This is a genomic window from Faecalibacter bovis, from assembly GCF_017948305.1.
Classification (GTDB): domain Bacteria; phylum Bacteroidota; class Bacteroidia; order Flavobacteriales; family Weeksellaceae; genus Empedobacter; species Empedobacter bovis.
The window spans coordinates 169,231-184,286 of the sequence record NZ_CP072842.1; the positions used below are offsets into that span (position 1 = coordinate 169,231).

A 15,056-nucleotide genomic window follows, 5' to 3' on the forward strand; every position below is an offset into this window, starting at 1 on the left:
ATCGATTAAGGCTATTTTTATTTCTATTTTTTGATAAGAGTTATTATTTTATCAAAATCTATATTACCATCTTTATCAAGGTATGAAGTTTTAATTTCCTTAGAATTAAGTAATTCTAATAATTCTTTACTTTCAACTTTCTTTTCTTGAGGTTTAATAGTTGTTCTCAAAAATAATTCATCTTTAGTAGATAAAAATGGTTCATAAAATTTTAAGTAACCTTTACCAATACCTCCGATATAATTAAATAGTCTAGGATTATTCTTTCCAGATTTTAAAATATGCTTTTGTGATATTCCAGGATAATAATCTATAAAAAAGATATTAGATATACCTAATTGATAAGCTTTCTTAGAACATAATTCACAAGGTGATGCAGTAGTAAAAAGATAACCACCTTTTAAAGGTTGTCCTCCAAATTTTGTAATTTGAAGCATAGCATTTTCTTCGGCATGTAAAGAACGTGTATGTACTTGGTTTTCTTTCCCTTCAAAAGCATTATGTTGTGATTTAAAACAATAGGGACACGATCTACCTTTAAGTTGATCATCAGATAAAGCACTAAAGTTTTCTTTAATTTTTTCTTTAAAGGTTTTGTTATCTTCATATGTTCCATCACCTTTTTCAAAATCAGAAAACATAAGCGATTTTTCATTATTCATTAAATACCTTACATCTCTACTCGAACAGGGAGTTTGTCCTTCAGGTACTTCATTCCAACCTATTCCTTTTACCGAAAAATTAGCATCGGTAACAACAGCACCAACTTGTCTAGAAATACACCCAGAATTTATTTTAGTGTTATAGGCGATTTGCATAATTCGTTCGACATAAGAAGGTGTAATTAACCCAGGTTGTTGGATTAAGGCAATAAGTTTAAAAACTTGAAATTCTAAAATAGGATACACATATTCGATATTCAATTTAGAAATTTTGTTCGCTTTTACATCATTAATAACTTTATCTAAATTACAATTATAATGTGCGATAGTAGTATTTTTATAATCGTAGCTTAAGTAAATATGATAATCTGACTTTTGTACGCAGTTTTCTATATCTGGTGAAGCAAATTCTCCTTTTTTAAAATCATTTATTTTGTATTCTGATTGGTCTAATGCTAAAATTCCTTCTAAATTTAAATCTTTGTCTGTAATAAATGTTTTAGCAAATAATTTATCTTGAATATTTTTTGTCCTAATTGTATTATCCGTATCAATTGAACACATATAAAAACCTGAATACTTCTCTTTGAAATAATTCATCTCAATCGATGATTTTAATCGATCAATAATTAAATGTGCTTTTTGATTATTCTTCTTTCTAAATTCTTTAATGATTTTATTTATTTGTTCAGCAACAGTATAAATATGTTGAGAGCTGTTATTATTTTCATTCTTTTTTTCTATTTCAATTAGAGCATCTAAATCAAAATTTTTTCCATATTTACGAAAAATATAACCTAAAATATGAATAAATCGGTACCTTAAATTAGGACTATAACTATCCATTTTTTTATAAAAATCATCAAAAAAATCTGTTAAAGTAGGTTTAAAAAAATCTTCTTCAATATTTGTTAAATGAATAGATGTAATATTACTTAAGTTGCTGATTAAAAAATCATTAAATTCGTCAGAAATAAAATCTGAACTTTTTTCATATCCTTTATGATCACTTCCAAATCGAGGATTAATGAATGATTTATAATCTCCAATATTTAAAATAAAATCTACAATATTTGTAGCAAATTTATTTACATCTGGATCATAATATTTCTTTAATAGAAGCAGTAAAATAACATTTTTATATTCTATAACTTCAAATTTTTTCCAATTCCCTTCGTAATTTAAATAATTGATTGTTTTATAAAATTTCTCAGCTTCTGAACTACTAATTTCCTGATACTTATTTATAAAATCTTTGTATTGATCATAGTTTTCGAATCTTTCTCTTTTTAAAAGATCAATAACTAAGTCTGTACCTCCCTGCATTTTTCCTGTTAAACCAAGGATTATGAAATCATTTCTTAATTGATAGATATTATCTAATGACATTTTTGCTAAAATTTCTCTAAAAATACAAAAAAACAACTACCTAAAAGGTTAAAATTATTTATATGTTTTTTTATAAATAATAATAATATTTAGATTGATTTTGATAAATTTATAATAAACCTACTTAACTTTAATATGAATCAATATACTAAGTCAGAATGGAAAAAATTTCGTGATGAACTAATAGAATTAGACAATTATAAATGTAGAGAATGTAAAAGATCTAATTCGGAGGTAATTCTTCAAGTTCATCATAAAAGATATATTCCTGGGCATTTACCCTGGCAATATCCTTTAGAAGATTGTGAAACTTTATGTAAATATTGTCATGCCGTTAAACATCAAATTATTCGACCTTCAACAGGATGGGAATTCATTACACAAGAAGATTTAGGAGATCTAAATGGTACATGCCAAAATTGTAATACAACTATTAGACATATGTTCCTTATTCAACATAAAGATTGGGGTATAATGGAAGTAGGTACAAATTGTTGTGATAAGCTAACAGATACAATTTTAGCATCTAACTTAGTCGAATCTCAAACCAGTTATTTCAATAGAAAAAAGCGATTTTTAAATTCGATTCGCTGGAAGCAAGATAAAAATATATATTTTATATCTCAAGGTTCATTTGAGATACAAATTCAAGAAAAAGATAAAGATATTTTCGTCTTAACAATACACAATATTCAGGGTAAAAACCTTTATTATTCTTTAAACGAAGCAAAGGAAAAAGCTTTCGATGTTATTGAGAGTAATACTTTTATAGATTATTTAAAAAAACATAATATACCTTTTAAAGATAAAAAAACAAAGAAAAAATCTAATATCAAAAAGGCTTCGTAATCTTTATAATAACAATATTATATATACGTTTAATTAATATTATTTTATTAAACGTATATGTACATATCAAAAATAAACATAAATAATTTTCGAAACTTTAAGAGTAAAGAAATTGAATTTAACGACGGTGTAAATGTTATTATAGGACATAATAATGCAGGTAAGACTAATTTAATAAAAGCATTATCTCTAGTGATTGACTCTAATAATTCTAAAAGATTAGAAGTTGATGATTTTCATAAGAATATAACATTATCAGAATTAAAATCTGCTCCTCCAAAAATTAGCATTTCTATTACTATAAAAAAAGGTAAAGAAGAGGAACCCGATGACTTAGTCATGATTTCAAATTGGTTAACTAAATTGGATAATGATTATGAAGCTGTATTAACATATGAATTTTTTCTCCCAGAAAAAAAAGTTGAAGAGTACATTACTGAAATATCATCAATTGATGATGAGGATGATAAGGCTATGGTCAAAGCTTTGAAAATTTTAAACCATAATTTTATTAGATATTATGTGTATAAAATTTGGGGTGGTGACATTGTTAATCAAGCAACTGCAGACAATGAATCATTAAAGAAAATTGATTTTCAATTTCTTAATGCTATTAGAGATGTTGAGAGAGACATGCTAACGGGTAGAAACACATTGCTTAGAGAAGTATTTAATTTTTTTATGGATTATGATATCAAAATTGATAACACAAAAGATACTGTTACTAAATACCAAGACATAAAAGCTAAAAAAGTTGCTTTTTCTGAAAAGGCAGATATACTTGTTGAAGATTTGGCTAATAGAATTGAAGAAGGTAAAAATCAAATTTTATCTTATGCTAAAAAAACAGGAGCGTCTTTTAATAAAGCCAATCCTAACTTCGAAGGTTCTATATCTGAAAATGAAATGTATTCAGTATTAAAACTTATAGTTGAATATGAAAGTGGGATTAAAATTCCTGCAACACATAATGGTTTAGGATACAATAATTTAATTTTCATGTCTTTACTTCTAGCAAAAATGCAAGTAAATGCAGATGTAAATTATTTAGATACAAATGCTAAGGTATTTACGACATTAGCAATCGAAGAACCAGAAGCTCATCTACATCCAGCAATGCAATATAAATTCCTAAAATTTTTAAATGAGAATAAGGAAGAAAAGAAAGTTAGGCAAATATTTGTAACGACTCATTCAACGCATATTACTTCAGCTGTTTCATTAGATGAGATTATCTGTTTACATAATGAAAATGGAGAAACAAATATTGGCTATCCAAGTAAGGTTTTTGAAGATGATAAGAGTAAAAAATATGTTCAAAGGTTTTTAGATGCAACCAAATCAGATATGCTTTTTGCTCAAAAGGTACTATTTGTTGAAGGGATTGCAGAACAACTATTAATGTCAATATTTGCAAATTATATGGATGAATCTCTAGAAAACAATCATGTTGCTATAATTAACGTAGGTGGACGATATTTCTCACATTTTTTAACTCTTTTTGATAGTGAAAAAAATAATTCAATACCTAAAAAAATAGTTTGTTTAACCGATAGAGATCCCGAAAGTAAAGCAAAACCCGATGGTAGATTTAAAAAGTGTTATCCATACGAATTAAACATAGATAACGATAACTATGAATATCGAACAAATACTAACGCAGATTTGTATCCAAATGGCAATCAATCTAATATCACGTTCTATACTCAACCTTCTGATTTAGGAAAAACATTTGAATATGACTTAATTTTTAATAATCCTGCATGTGAATTACTAGTAACAGACTCTATAAGTAATAGAGAAGAAATATTACAACTAATGGATCTATATAAAACGAAAGGTAAAACTTTTCATGATTTATTGGCAATATTGCCTGATGGCGTAAAAAATAAAGAAAATAGACGAATAAAAGATAGCATCACTGCTAATTCAGTTTTAACGGATGACCAAAAAAAGAGAGCAATTATAGCATCAAGGTATTTGAATTCGATTGGAAAAGGGGAAAATGCTTTAGAAATTTGTTATGCACTTCAAGAAAATTTAAATAAGAAAGGTACTGAAGATTTTACGGATTTTGTTATCCCAGAATATATTAAAGACGCAATTGAAGAGTTATGCCAATAAATACAATTACATCTGATTATATTTTACCAGATATAGATAATCATTTTAAAGTTTCAGCAGGTCCAGGTGCTGGTAAAACACATTGGTTAGTTAATCATATAAAACATGTTTTGCATAATTCTGACAAACTTTTTAGAACAAAGAAAATTGCTTGCATTACATATACAAATATCGCCGTAGAAACTATTCTTAAACGTCTTGGAACATCAGCTGAACGAGTTGAAGTATCAACAATTCATAGTTTTCTTTATAATAATGTTGTCAAACCATATGTTTCTTTCATTGCTGATGAATATCAACTCGATGTTTCTAAAATTGACGGGCACGATGATATCACCCCAAATTGGATGTATATTAATGAATGGATAACAAATCATCCAAATAGTAATTTATTAAAGCATCCTTATTCGGTTAATCAATTAACAAAACTTCCAAATTATAAATATGCTCTTATTAATTGGTTAAACTCTCTAGTTTATAAAATCGATGTAAAGACAGAAGAAGTAAGTATAATTAGTGATAGATCTGATGCTTTTTATTTGGAAGGTACTTCAAGAAGGTATTTAAACAAAAAATGTTTAGATGCCTTAGAAATTGATTTTCTAGAATATAAAAAAAAATATTGGCAAAATGGAAAAATATCACATGATGATATACTATTTTTTAGTTTTCAAATAATAATTAGATTTCCTTTTGTCTTAGATATATTAAGCAGCAGGTTTCCATATATTTTTGTTGATGAGTTCCAAGACAGTAATCCAATACAAGTAGAAATTATAAAAAAAATCGCATCAAAAAAAACAATTACTGGTGTAATTGGAGATGTAGCTCAATCAATCTATGAATTTCAAGGAGCAGATTGCACACAATTCGAATTATTTACATTACCAAATATTGAAAATTATATTTTACAGGAAAACAGAAGAAGTAGTAATGAAATAATTGATGTTTTAAATTTTATTAGAACAGATATATCACAAATTAAATTCAGAAATTTCACTAACGTAAAACCTTCAATTTTTATTGGAGATATGGACAAAGCATTAAGAATCGCTAAAGACGTTTGTGTTGGTGAAAAGGTATATACTCTATCTAGGAATAATATAACATCGAACGCCATGAAAGCAGAAATTAACGGTGCTGGCTTAGATTATACATTATTAGATAAACTTAAGGAGGAAGATTCAAATAGGCGAAGTAAGCTATTTTACTCTTGTATTAAAGCTATTGCTTATGCTAAAGAAAAGAAGTTCAAGGACGCTGTTAAGGAATTGGAAAAGTATTTTAATTATAAAACAGATAAGATTCGAGGAAAGAAGAAGGCTTTAAATTATATAACAATTTTTCTTGAAAAGTTTTCTGAATTTGAAAATGGTTCTTTATTAGAGTTTTCTGAATTCGTAAGAAACAATATTGATTCAGATTTGACAAAAGTAACTAAAGGTGCTGTTAAAGTATTTTATGAGAATCACACATTTACTCAACTTTACTTTTGTGTATCTATACCTGATGATTTAAGTTTACATAAAACAATTCATAAAGCAAAGGGAGATGAATTTGATAACGTATTGTTAGTTTTAAAGCAAGAAAATGATTTAGATTTTTTACTTAACAGAAATTTATCAAATAATGAAGAACATAGAATAAATTATGTTGGTTGTAGTAGGGCTAAGAATAGGTTATTTATATCCGTTCCATCATTATCAGATGAAAAGAAAGAAATATTGACACCTCTATTTGAGATACATAATATATAAAACTCATTCCCCAACTCAATTTCAAATTCAGTTGGGGATTTTTTTAGCTGCCAACAAAAGCAAAAAAACTCAAAACTCATCACTCAAAACCCACAACTCGAACCCAGCCGCCCCACCAAAGCTATGTTTACATAACATGGCATTATAGTCACCTGCGGGCTAACGGGGGACAAGCCCCACTATAATCACATTATGCAAAATAGCCCCTTCCATTACCTGTCCAAAACTAATCGAATCTCATATCGTTTTTTGCACTTGTTGAGGTTTTAAATTATCGCAACAAGCATTTTTGTACAAACGATTTACTCCGTTAGGTTCATTCCACTTTACTTCATTGCATTTCAGTATGAAAATAATGTACTTCCATTTCATTACGTTTCGTTTCATTCACCAAACTCCACAAACCAGCCCTTGCATTCGTTGCTAAGAACTGTTTTTCACAAAGCAGAAAAACAAAAGCAACCAATGCTGATCAGGGCTTTCGTTCTACACAAAAAATGCTTGATAAGCGATAAGATTTCCACATTTCCCCGCCACCCCATTAGTAGCTACAGGCTCAGAAAAGCAAAGTTTTATACAAGGTACATTTGTGATTGCGCTAAACAGCAAGTCGCATCACATCGTTCAGTACTCCATTGCAAGCAATTCGTAACCCCTCACTTTTGTGCTGCTTGATTGCTTATTAGCCCACACAAATTGGTTCGGTGTAGTAAAACATCCTGAAGGATGTTCCACTACATATCCTCACCACCTTTTAAAATAGAAGCATGCTTTTCTTCGCCTGCGCATATTTCCCCGATTGAAATTTTTAATGCTAACAAATCCCACATTGAAAAAAGACAATTCCACTTCCAAATTAAAACCTGGAATCAAGACAATTCGATTTTCCAAAAATCCAACAAAAAGAACCGCAAAAGTCTATCAGTTTCATTTTTAGTCAAGGTCAAGCCTTGCAGATTTACATCAAAATCTCCACCTATACAGGTTGTATTTGGATGTAAAACCTTGCCTTAAAAAATACTCCTGCTATATCGAAGAGCTTTCTTTTTTTTCCTTTTTTCTTTTATTTGAGATTAAGAGGAGAAGCTTAATAAGCTTCGGAATACAACGTCTTTTGAAACGAATCTATTTGCTTTATCCAAAGGTTTAAATGTGGGGAAACCACTTGAAAAACCTTGTCCGAATTGTTTTGTGATCCATTGTAAAAGCTGGAGACAATACGAAATGTATAAAGCGATTTTATATACTGCATGGAAAGCAAATGCTTTTGATGCTTATCTATTTGGATCCGTTATTCCATATATCCGAATCAGCGATTTTAAAAAAGTAGTATATGAAAAAGCACATAAAGTATATTGTAGTTACCGCCAATTTGAGAATGATTTTCAGCGTTATCTAGAATTGGAGAAATACGAAACTTCAATCGCTAAGCAATTGCAACTCATTCGAGAATTGAAACAGGTGTATATTATGCGAAACATCAAGTAACAGAAAAGGCCCTTCCAACGAAGAGCCTTTTTCTATTTCTCCAAAATCAAAAATAGCCTCTAATTCGTCAGCGTTAAGAAAATCATTTTCATAAAAACACGGCATAACGATTAGCAGACGAGTTTCAATCCATTGAGTGAATCGCAAAAATGTTTACCGACTGAAAGGAGTGATTTAAACATTTTAGTGAAACGAAATGATGATTGACCGTCGAAAATCGTAGCCTTGACTTTTTTATTTCGTTTTTGTGTCAAGACAAATCCGAAGGATTCATGAATACATTATTCATAAAATAATAAATCCATGAATAAAAATGAACATATAGAAATGAATAAAGGTTCCTCCATTGAAGAACCTTTACTTTTATTTATCAAATTTCTTTAAAATATACGAAACCACGAAACTCACAAATGCACCTACACCAGCTAAAACCGCAGTTTGTACTAAATCATTTATGCCTAAGTTCCCCGCAATACTAAATAGTGTACCCCAAAGTGTACCCATTTTCAATTGACTATCCTGAATCATGTGTATTGACACCATCTACAACGGTCAATTGGCTGACAGAACTTAGTATTCCACCTGCAACAGTTAAGTATCCGCCAAGATCATTTAACCAACTTGGTAAATCTACTGGAGAGGCTAAAAGCACTCCACCAATTGCAGCTAATACCAAACCAATATTTCGGAGCAATTGAAACAACTTAGGCGTCGGGGATTGAATTCGATCAACTATTTTCATCCGATACTTTTTTTAAATTAAACATTACTAAAAAGCACCGGCCTTAAAACGATACCGTTAAGAAAATGAAAAGTGAGTAGGATTAGAATAAATTAGTGACTGAAAGGAATCATTTAATTTATTCCCGAAACACGATTCATTTTTAGGTAAATCGTTTTATAGCCTTGATTTTTTTGGTTCGTTTTTTCATCAAGGAAAAAAGAACATCTAAATCGTAGCCTTGACTTTTTTGTTTCGTTTTTGTGTCAAGACAAATCCGAAGGATTCATGAATACATTATTCATAAAATAATAAATCCATGAATAAAAATGAAAATTAATCTTAATACATATTACTTTTTTACATCATACATTAATACACACAAAATGAACTACATCAAACATTTATCATTCTTCTTTCAAAAAGTACAAAGTGATCCAGATATATCACCAAGCCAAATCTCTATTTATTTAGCATTATTCAATACATGGAACAGGCATCAATTCTCTAATCCAATAGTAGTCATTCGTGATGAAATCATGCGTTTAAGTAAGATCATGTCTAAAAGCACGTATCATCGCTCCATGAAGATTTTACATGATAATGGATATATCATTTACGAACCTTCGTACAATCCATTTTTAGGGAGTAAAGTGTATCTCATTGATTTTACAAAATCAGCACAATTCTCAAAACGTAGGAGTTCAAAAAATAATCAAGTCAATAACACAGATATAAAACAGAGCAGTACACAAAATGATACGGCTTTAGATACAGCGAATGATAAAGGGAACGAGCCTTTTATAAAACATATAAACAATAAAACAATAAACAATAATAATTGTTTATCTAAACCTAACGATAAAAGTGATCAACAGTCTGAAATAAAATCAAGTGAAAAATCTAATATTCCAACATTGGATGAAGCAAAAGAATATTTTCAAGAAAAAGGAAAGCCAATGCTTGATGCTGAAAAATTCTTTTATTATTTCGAGTCGGTTGGCTGGCTAGTAGGGGGAAAGACCAAAATGAAAAATTGGAAAGCAGCTGCAAACAATTGGATGATTAATGCTTCACAATACACACATTATTCACGATTTACAGCACAAAAACCATTAGATACATCCATCAACAAACGATACGACGAACCTTTATAACCAAATTGTAATGTGATGATTAATTATCAAAAGCTATTATTTCATTTAGAACAACAAGGAAGAAAATACATTCATCCAGGATATACTTTTCATAAAGAAGATTTTCCGTTTATTGTACGTTTAGCTGCTTATTTCTTGCATGATGAAGAGAAATGTCAAGAGCTACAAATGGATTTAAGTAAAGGGATTTTATTAACTGGTCCAATCGGAATGGGAAAAACAACTTGGTTCCGGTTAATGCAAACCATTATGGCCAAAGAACAAAAGTTTTATTACACCACTTGCAGAGATGTTTCTTTTGAGTTTATCAGAGATGGTTATAACACCATTAGCAAATACAGCAAAGGAATCCCTTTCGATTTTCCAATGAAAAACATTTGCTTTGATGATCTTGGTACAGAAAACAACATCAAATATTTCGGTAACGAATGCAATGTAATGGCTGAGGTCATCCTTAGCCGTTACGATTTATTTATTGATCTTAAAATTAAAACCCACATCACAACCAACCTATCAGCATCCGAGATCGAAAAATATTATACCGAACGTGTCCGATCTCGTCTCCGTCAAATGATGAATGTTATTTCTATTCCACCAGATAGGAAAGATAAAAGAGTATAGGAACGATTTGTTATAATTAATCTATAAATAATTCTGATTAGCAAGAAGTTACTATATGTTAGTATTTAGAAAAAAACATACATATATCAAAAAAAAAGATGCTGTAATAACAGCACCTTTTAACCTACTTCTACATAGATTTATAAATCCTAACTAACTAATTTATTGCACCTATAAAAGTGCTACAAAGATAAGTATTAGGTTTGTTTTATATAACATTCATTACTAAAAATATAAATGATTTTAATCAGATATTTACAGTGTGTTGAGAAATTTTATTTTAGTTTAAAAAATACCGCTCTACTGAGCGGTATTTTTATGGTTTAATTTTACTATAGTTATATGAAAGTTATAGTCTTATTTAATCCATACTTGGTGTAGTGTATGATAATTCCATCCATTAGTATCTTTAAAGTAATTATCCACTTCCCATCGACCATCGGTTCCCATATTCCAACACTCTTTTCCGGAATTATAAAATGTATGAGAAAGTATAGTATTAGAGTAAGAATTAGCTGACTGTGGTAACAATCCATTATGATTAATAAATTGTATATGGTTAGTTTTTATACCCTCATATGATAAAGTTTTATCGTATATAAATGCTTTAACTATATTAATGTTACGAGATTTAAAATGTATAACACGGCTATGTTGATTTGTACTACCGAATATTCTTAATTCAGTTTCATTTTCAACTATAGGATAATATTGTAAAAGCTCTTTTGATGTTTGCCCCCATGCTTCTGTATTAGATTCATCATATCCATGTGTGCTATTTTTTAAAATAGGAAAAGAATCATTTCTTAATTTTTTTACAGGGTTTGTACCACCTAAATGATTATAATTTAAAACTAATGTCCAACCTCCATTATCTATCATATTATTTTTAGTAGCTTTTGGTTCCATATCACAATATGCTTGTAAAGCTGGTACATTTAATTTATTACCATCTAAATCAATCGTATAAACTCCTGATAATGAGTTAGGATATAAATTTTTAATTTCTTTACAGTGATAAGGATATCTACCTACTGCAAAATAACATCCGGCAAAATTACCAAATACTGCAGGTGTGAAATCTAGACCGGTGTAGGTACCAGTTATTGTATATCTTAAAATTCCATTTAAAGAACCAGATACAACTTCTCTTGTAAGAGTTAATCCATCTTTAGTGATATTTAATTCTTCAAAAGAGTAACCTTCTGAATTAGGAATAGGAACTGTATATATTAAATTGTATGTTTTACCATTTTTTAAAAGTCCATCATCTTCTAACGGTAAATCTGTTACCCATGTTCCATTGTTACAATCTGCTATATATTCAATCTCTTGTTCATCTTCGTGAGATAGAATAATTTTATTCCAAATCCCTGTAAGCTTAGTGTAGGGTGCATTAAGCGTACCGCTTAATTTATAAACAATGGTACGGCTACTTCCTGCAGGTATAGTGATGTCGATAGATTCTTGTGGGTCAGTAGTACTTTTACCTTCGCTAGGAATACTTAGCATGGTTACGGTAATATCGCTTTGATCAATTTCTAAATCAGTAAGATTAAATCCTAATGTAGCTTCTCTAAAAGTATTATTGGTAATAGTTACCTCGTATGTAGCATCAGTTAGTTGTTGTCCACGTATGTATGTCCCCTTAAAACCAGGTCCATCTACACGTACAACTGGATCTTCTTGTTTGGCACCAAAACAATCAGACCAACCACTTAGTTGATATCCTTTGAAGCAATGCTCTATATAATCATATACGATCATACCAAGATAAGGGTTTGTAATTTTTGCAAAATCATCTACATGATTAAGGATTAAAGTTTTGTTTTTAGAAGCCAAATGTAAATCTGCTTCATGATGTGGGTTTTCTGTATTTACCCCAATCTGCGCAAATAGCATAAATGGGAGAAATAATAATAAGAATCTAAACATTTTATTTATTTATTGCGGTTAGTAATTTAATTTGTAGTTATTTCTTGAGTATCATTATAGGATAATGTTATTTTTTTCCATATTCCAACAAGTGTAGTATGTGGTGGTTTCAATTCACCTGTTAATCGATAAACTATGGTTTTAGAACCTTTGGAAGGGAAATTAACATCTATTGTAGAAGTATTAGTTGTACTACTGCCAGATTGATAAACAGCTGTAACATTTACATCCTCTAAATTTGGTTGTAGGTCTTCTACGCCAAAACCTAAAATAGCAGGTTTAGATGAATTGTTGGTTAATGTGACTTCAAATGTGGCATTGGTTAATGTTGTTCCACTAGTATATGTTCCTTTAAAGCCTATTCCTTTTAATCCAAAGGATAGGTTAGATACATTATTACTGAAACATGTAGACCAACCGTCTTGTTGATATCCTCTTACACAACCAGAAGTAGAATCATAGGCAATCATTCCTAATTGTGGATCTGTAATCGCATTTAAATCTGTTAAATGATTTACAATCATGGTTTTATTTAAGCCGCCTAAGTGTAAATCGGATTCGGGATGCGGATTTTCTGTATTTACCCCAATTTGTGCAAAGAGCATAAAAGGGAGTAACAAGAATAGAAATCTATACATTGAGAGTTAGTTTTTAAAATTAATAGTTATAATTAAATAATTTTTCTTGATTTATTGTGCGATAATCGCTTGACTGTCATGATAGGTAAAAAAGAATTTTTTCCAAATCCCTTTTATAGCGTTCTGATCAGTGTTTAAATCACCAGACAGTTGGTAAACAATAGTTTTAGTGGAATAGGGTGCAAATGTTAGGTCAATAGATGTAGTGGTAGAGTTTTGCATACCAGCCTCATAAACAGCAGTAACATGTACATCTTCAATATTCAACTGCAAATCTTTAGTATCAAATTTCCATACAATAGGCTGTTTAGCAGTATTAGTTAACCTAACTTCAAAGGTGTTGTCAGTTAACGCATTTCCTGTAACATAAGAACCTTTAAAACCAAGTCCTACAAATCCAAAAGCCCAATGGTAATAATTGGCATTGCCCTGCATACAAGTAGGATTTTCTTCCATTGCAGTTTTACCTGTATGCCAACATAAATTAGTTGTAAAATACGTTTTACCCTTACCTATACCTGAAAAAACAAGTACGGGTAGTAATAAGAAAATGATATGTCTCATTTTTTTGTTAGTTAGTATTATTGTTAGTTGTAATGAATATTTATATTAAGATCGGATTACATTAAAGATTCAATAGGAAATTTTATTGTTATTCAGATTATTAAAGCAAGCTTCAACAGAGCTGAATAATTTTAGTTTTAGTTTATTGCACAAAATTAGAAAACAATTCTAAATTGATTATTAAGCGATTAAAAATATTTAGATGATTTAAATCATTGATTATAAATATTTTATAATGAGTAAAAATTACCGAAAATTTTCAAAAATCATCAAAAAACTATTTTATATCTCAAATTTTATTTTATGTACCTATTTAATAAATAATGAAGTAAATTATCAAATAATTAAGTTAATAGTTTAATTATCATGAATTTAAATTTCATAAAATACAGAAATAGATTATGCTGTTTTTGGCTGTTTTTAAGAAAAATAATTGATATTATAACATAACGGATGAACTGTTAAATTATTAATCTGTGAGTATATAATCTTTTATAAAACCAACTTACATATAAATGAGCGTTAGTTTTAGAATTATAAACTTCTATGTAAATTAAAATCGACTAATTTCTATAAAAAAAAATACCGCTCTACTGAGCGGTATTTTAATGGTCTAATTTTACTATAGTTATATGAAAGTTATAGTCTTATCGTACCCATACTTGGTGATAATACAAAAAAATACCGCTCCTAAGAGCGGTATGTGGTTGGTATAGTTAGCTAAATACTAGTTTGAGTTAGTTATTATATAATCGAAACTAAAATTTTTAAAAGTATAAAGTTACATTTTACCTATATTTTTATAATGAAGGTATAAATTATATAATTTTCATTTTGTAGTATACACAAACAAATTCAATTAAAATGGAAATTAATATGATACTAATAACCGCTAAAATTTAATAATATATCTAATTAATAATCATTTAACTTTAGAATACTTTTATAAAGTATAGGATAATTCAATTGTAAATAATAAATTTACAGAGTAATTATTGATTGCTAAAAGATTGTATGCTAAACGATTTGAATAAAAGGTGCTGCGCCAACAGCACCTTTTATTTGCCTCTACAATCTTTAAATGAATGCTTTGTATAACCAACTTAAACCTAAAATTGTTGCTTTAAGATGTAAAAGCGGTGCGAAGGTAT

11 protein-coding genes and 1 pseudogene are annotated in these 15,056 nt (G+C 29.1%); 6 read left to right on the forward strand and 6 right to left on the reverse strand.

The genetic code is table 11. From position 1 onward, the window contains the following. Nucleotides 1-23: 23 nt before the first annotated feature. Complete coding sequence (locus J9309_RS00775) at nucleotides 24-2,051, reverse strand: cytidine/deoxycytidylate deaminase family protein (RefSeq protein ID WP_230476559.1); 2,028 nt, start codon at nucleotides 2,049-2,051, stop codon at nucleotides 24-26. A 135-nt stretch (nucleotides 2,052-2,186) separates the two neighbouring features. Between J9309_RS00775 and J9309_RS00780 the strand changes: the two genes are divergently transcribed. The 4 genes and pseudogenes from J9309_RS00780 to J9309_RS00795 form a co-directional block, all read left to right on the forward strand. Further along, the gene (locus J9309_RS00780; protein ID WP_230476560.1) at nucleotides 2,187-2,900 is read left to right on the forward strand and encodes an HNH endonuclease; all 714 of its coding nucleotides are present in this window, start codon (nucleotides 2,187-2,189) and stop codon (nucleotides 2,898-2,900) included. 57 nt (nucleotides 2,901-2,957) lie between these two features. Further along, nucleotides 2,958-5,024, forward strand: coding sequence for an ATP-dependent nuclease (locus J9309_RS00785; RefSeq protein WP_230476561.1), 2,067 nt, complete (start codon nucleotides 2,958-2,960; stop codon nucleotides 5,022-5,024). Further along, nucleotides 5,015-6,781, forward strand: coding sequence for a UvrD-helicase domain-containing protein (locus J9309_RS00790; RefSeq protein WP_230476562.1), 1,767 nt, complete (start codon nucleotides 5,015-5,017; stop codon nucleotides 6,779-6,781). Before J9309_RS00785 ends, J9309_RS00790 begins: the two co-directional genes overlap by 10 nt. 1,116 nt (nucleotides 6,782-7,897) lie before the next feature. Continuing rightward, nucleotides 7,898-8,269, forward strand: a pseudogene (locus tag J9309_RS00795) (DUF6943 family protein); the annotation flags it as partial. Nucleotides 8,270-8,632: 363 nt separating this feature from the next. Here the strand turns inward: J9309_RS00795 and J9309_RS00800 are convergent. Beyond that, entirely contained in the window at nucleotides 8,633-8,773 is a 141-nt protein-coding gene (locus J9309_RS00800) for a hypothetical protein (protein WP_230476564.1), read from the reverse strand. 10 nt (nucleotides 8,774-8,783) lie between these two features. Continuing rightward, nucleotides 8,784-8,963: a hypothetical protein gene (locus tag J9309_RS00805; protein WP_230476565.1), complete on the reverse strand. Its 180-nt coding sequence runs from the start codon at nucleotides 8,961-8,963 to the stop codon at nucleotides 8,784-8,786. Between the two features lie 356 nt (nucleotides 8,964-9,319). On the opposite strand from J9309_RS00805, the gene J9309_RS00810 reads away from it, so the two are divergent. Both J9309_RS00810 and J9309_RS00815 read left to right on the forward strand, forming a co-directional pair. Further along, a complete protein-coding gene (locus J9309_RS00810) occupies nucleotides 9,320-10,147 on the forward strand; it encodes a transcriptional regulator (protein ID WP_230476566.1) in 828 nt (275 codons plus the stop codon). A gap of 15 nt (nucleotides 10,148-10,162) precedes the next feature. After that, nucleotides 10,163-10,768 carry a P-loop NTPase family protein gene (locus tag J9309_RS00815; RefSeq protein WP_230476567.1) on the forward strand — a complete coding sequence of 202 codons (606 nt, stop codon included), beginning with the start codon at nucleotides 10,163-10,165 and terminating at the stop codon, nucleotides 10,766-10,768. Nucleotides 10,769-11,125: 357 nt separating this feature from the next. Here the strand turns inward: J9309_RS00815 and J9309_RS00820 are convergent, their stop codons facing one another. The 3 genes from J9309_RS00820 to J9309_RS00830 are packed head-to-tail and all read right to left on the reverse strand — an operon-like array spanning nucleotide 11,126 to nucleotide 13,905. Next, on the reverse strand, nucleotides 11,126-12,703 hold the full coding sequence (locus J9309_RS00820) for a fibrinogen-like YCDxxxxGGGW domain-containing protein (protein ID WP_230476568.1): 1,578 nt from the start codon (nucleotides 12,701-12,703) through the stop codon (nucleotides 11,126-11,128). Nucleotides 12,704-12,729: 26 nt separating this feature from the next. Further along, entirely contained in the window at nucleotides 12,730-13,341 is a 612-nt protein-coding gene (locus tag J9309_RS00825) for a hypothetical protein (protein ID WP_230476569.1), read from the reverse strand. Nucleotides 13,342-13,392: 51 nt separating this feature from the next. Further along, a complete protein-coding gene (locus J9309_RS00830; protein WP_230476570.1) occupies nucleotides 13,393-13,905 on the reverse strand; it encodes a hypothetical protein in 513 nt (170 codons plus the stop codon). Nucleotides 13,906-15,056 lie beyond the last annotated feature (1,151 nt).

What these genes read in the sequence shown, in the direction of transcription:
- J9309_RS00780 (WP_230476560.1), top strand. Translation starts at nt 2,187, where the DNA reads ATGAATCAATATACTAAGTCAGAATGGAAAAAATTTCGTGATGAACTA.
- J9309_RS00810 (WP_230476566.1), top strand. Translation starts at nt 9,320, where the DNA reads ATGAAAATTAATCTTAATACATATTACTTTTTTACATCATACATTAAT.
- J9309_RS00775 (WP_230476559.1), bottom strand. Translation starts at nt 2,051, where the DNA reads ATGTCATTAGATAATATCTATCAATTAAGAAATGATTTCATAATCCTT.
- J9309_RS00830 (WP_230476570.1), bottom strand. Translation starts at nt 13,905, where the DNA reads ATGAGACATATCATTTTCTTATTACTACCCGTACTTGTTTTTTCAGGT.
- J9309_RS00815 (WP_230476567.1), top strand. Translation starts at nt 10,163, where the DNA reads ATGATTAATTATCAAAAGCTATTATTTCATTTAGAACAACAAGGAAGA.
- J9309_RS00800 (WP_230476564.1), bottom strand. Translation starts at nt 8,773, where the DNA reads ATGGGTACACTTTGGGGTACACTATTTAGTATTGCGGGGAACTTAGGC.
- J9309_RS00825 (WP_230476569.1), bottom strand. Translation starts at nt 13,341, where the DNA reads ATGTATAGATTTCTATTCTTGTTACTCCCTTTTATGCTCTTTGCACAA.
- J9309_RS00785 (WP_230476561.1), top strand. Translation starts at nt 2,958, where the DNA reads ATGTACATATCAAAAATAAACATAAATAATTTTCGAAACTTTAAGAGT.
- J9309_RS00820 (WP_230476568.1), bottom strand. Translation starts at nt 12,703, where the DNA reads ATGTTTAGATTCTTATTATTATTTCTCCCATTTATGCTATTTGCGCAG.
- J9309_RS00790 (WP_230476562.1), top strand. Translation starts at nt 5,015, where the DNA reads ATGCCAATAAATACAATTACATCTGATTATATTTTACCAGATATAGAT.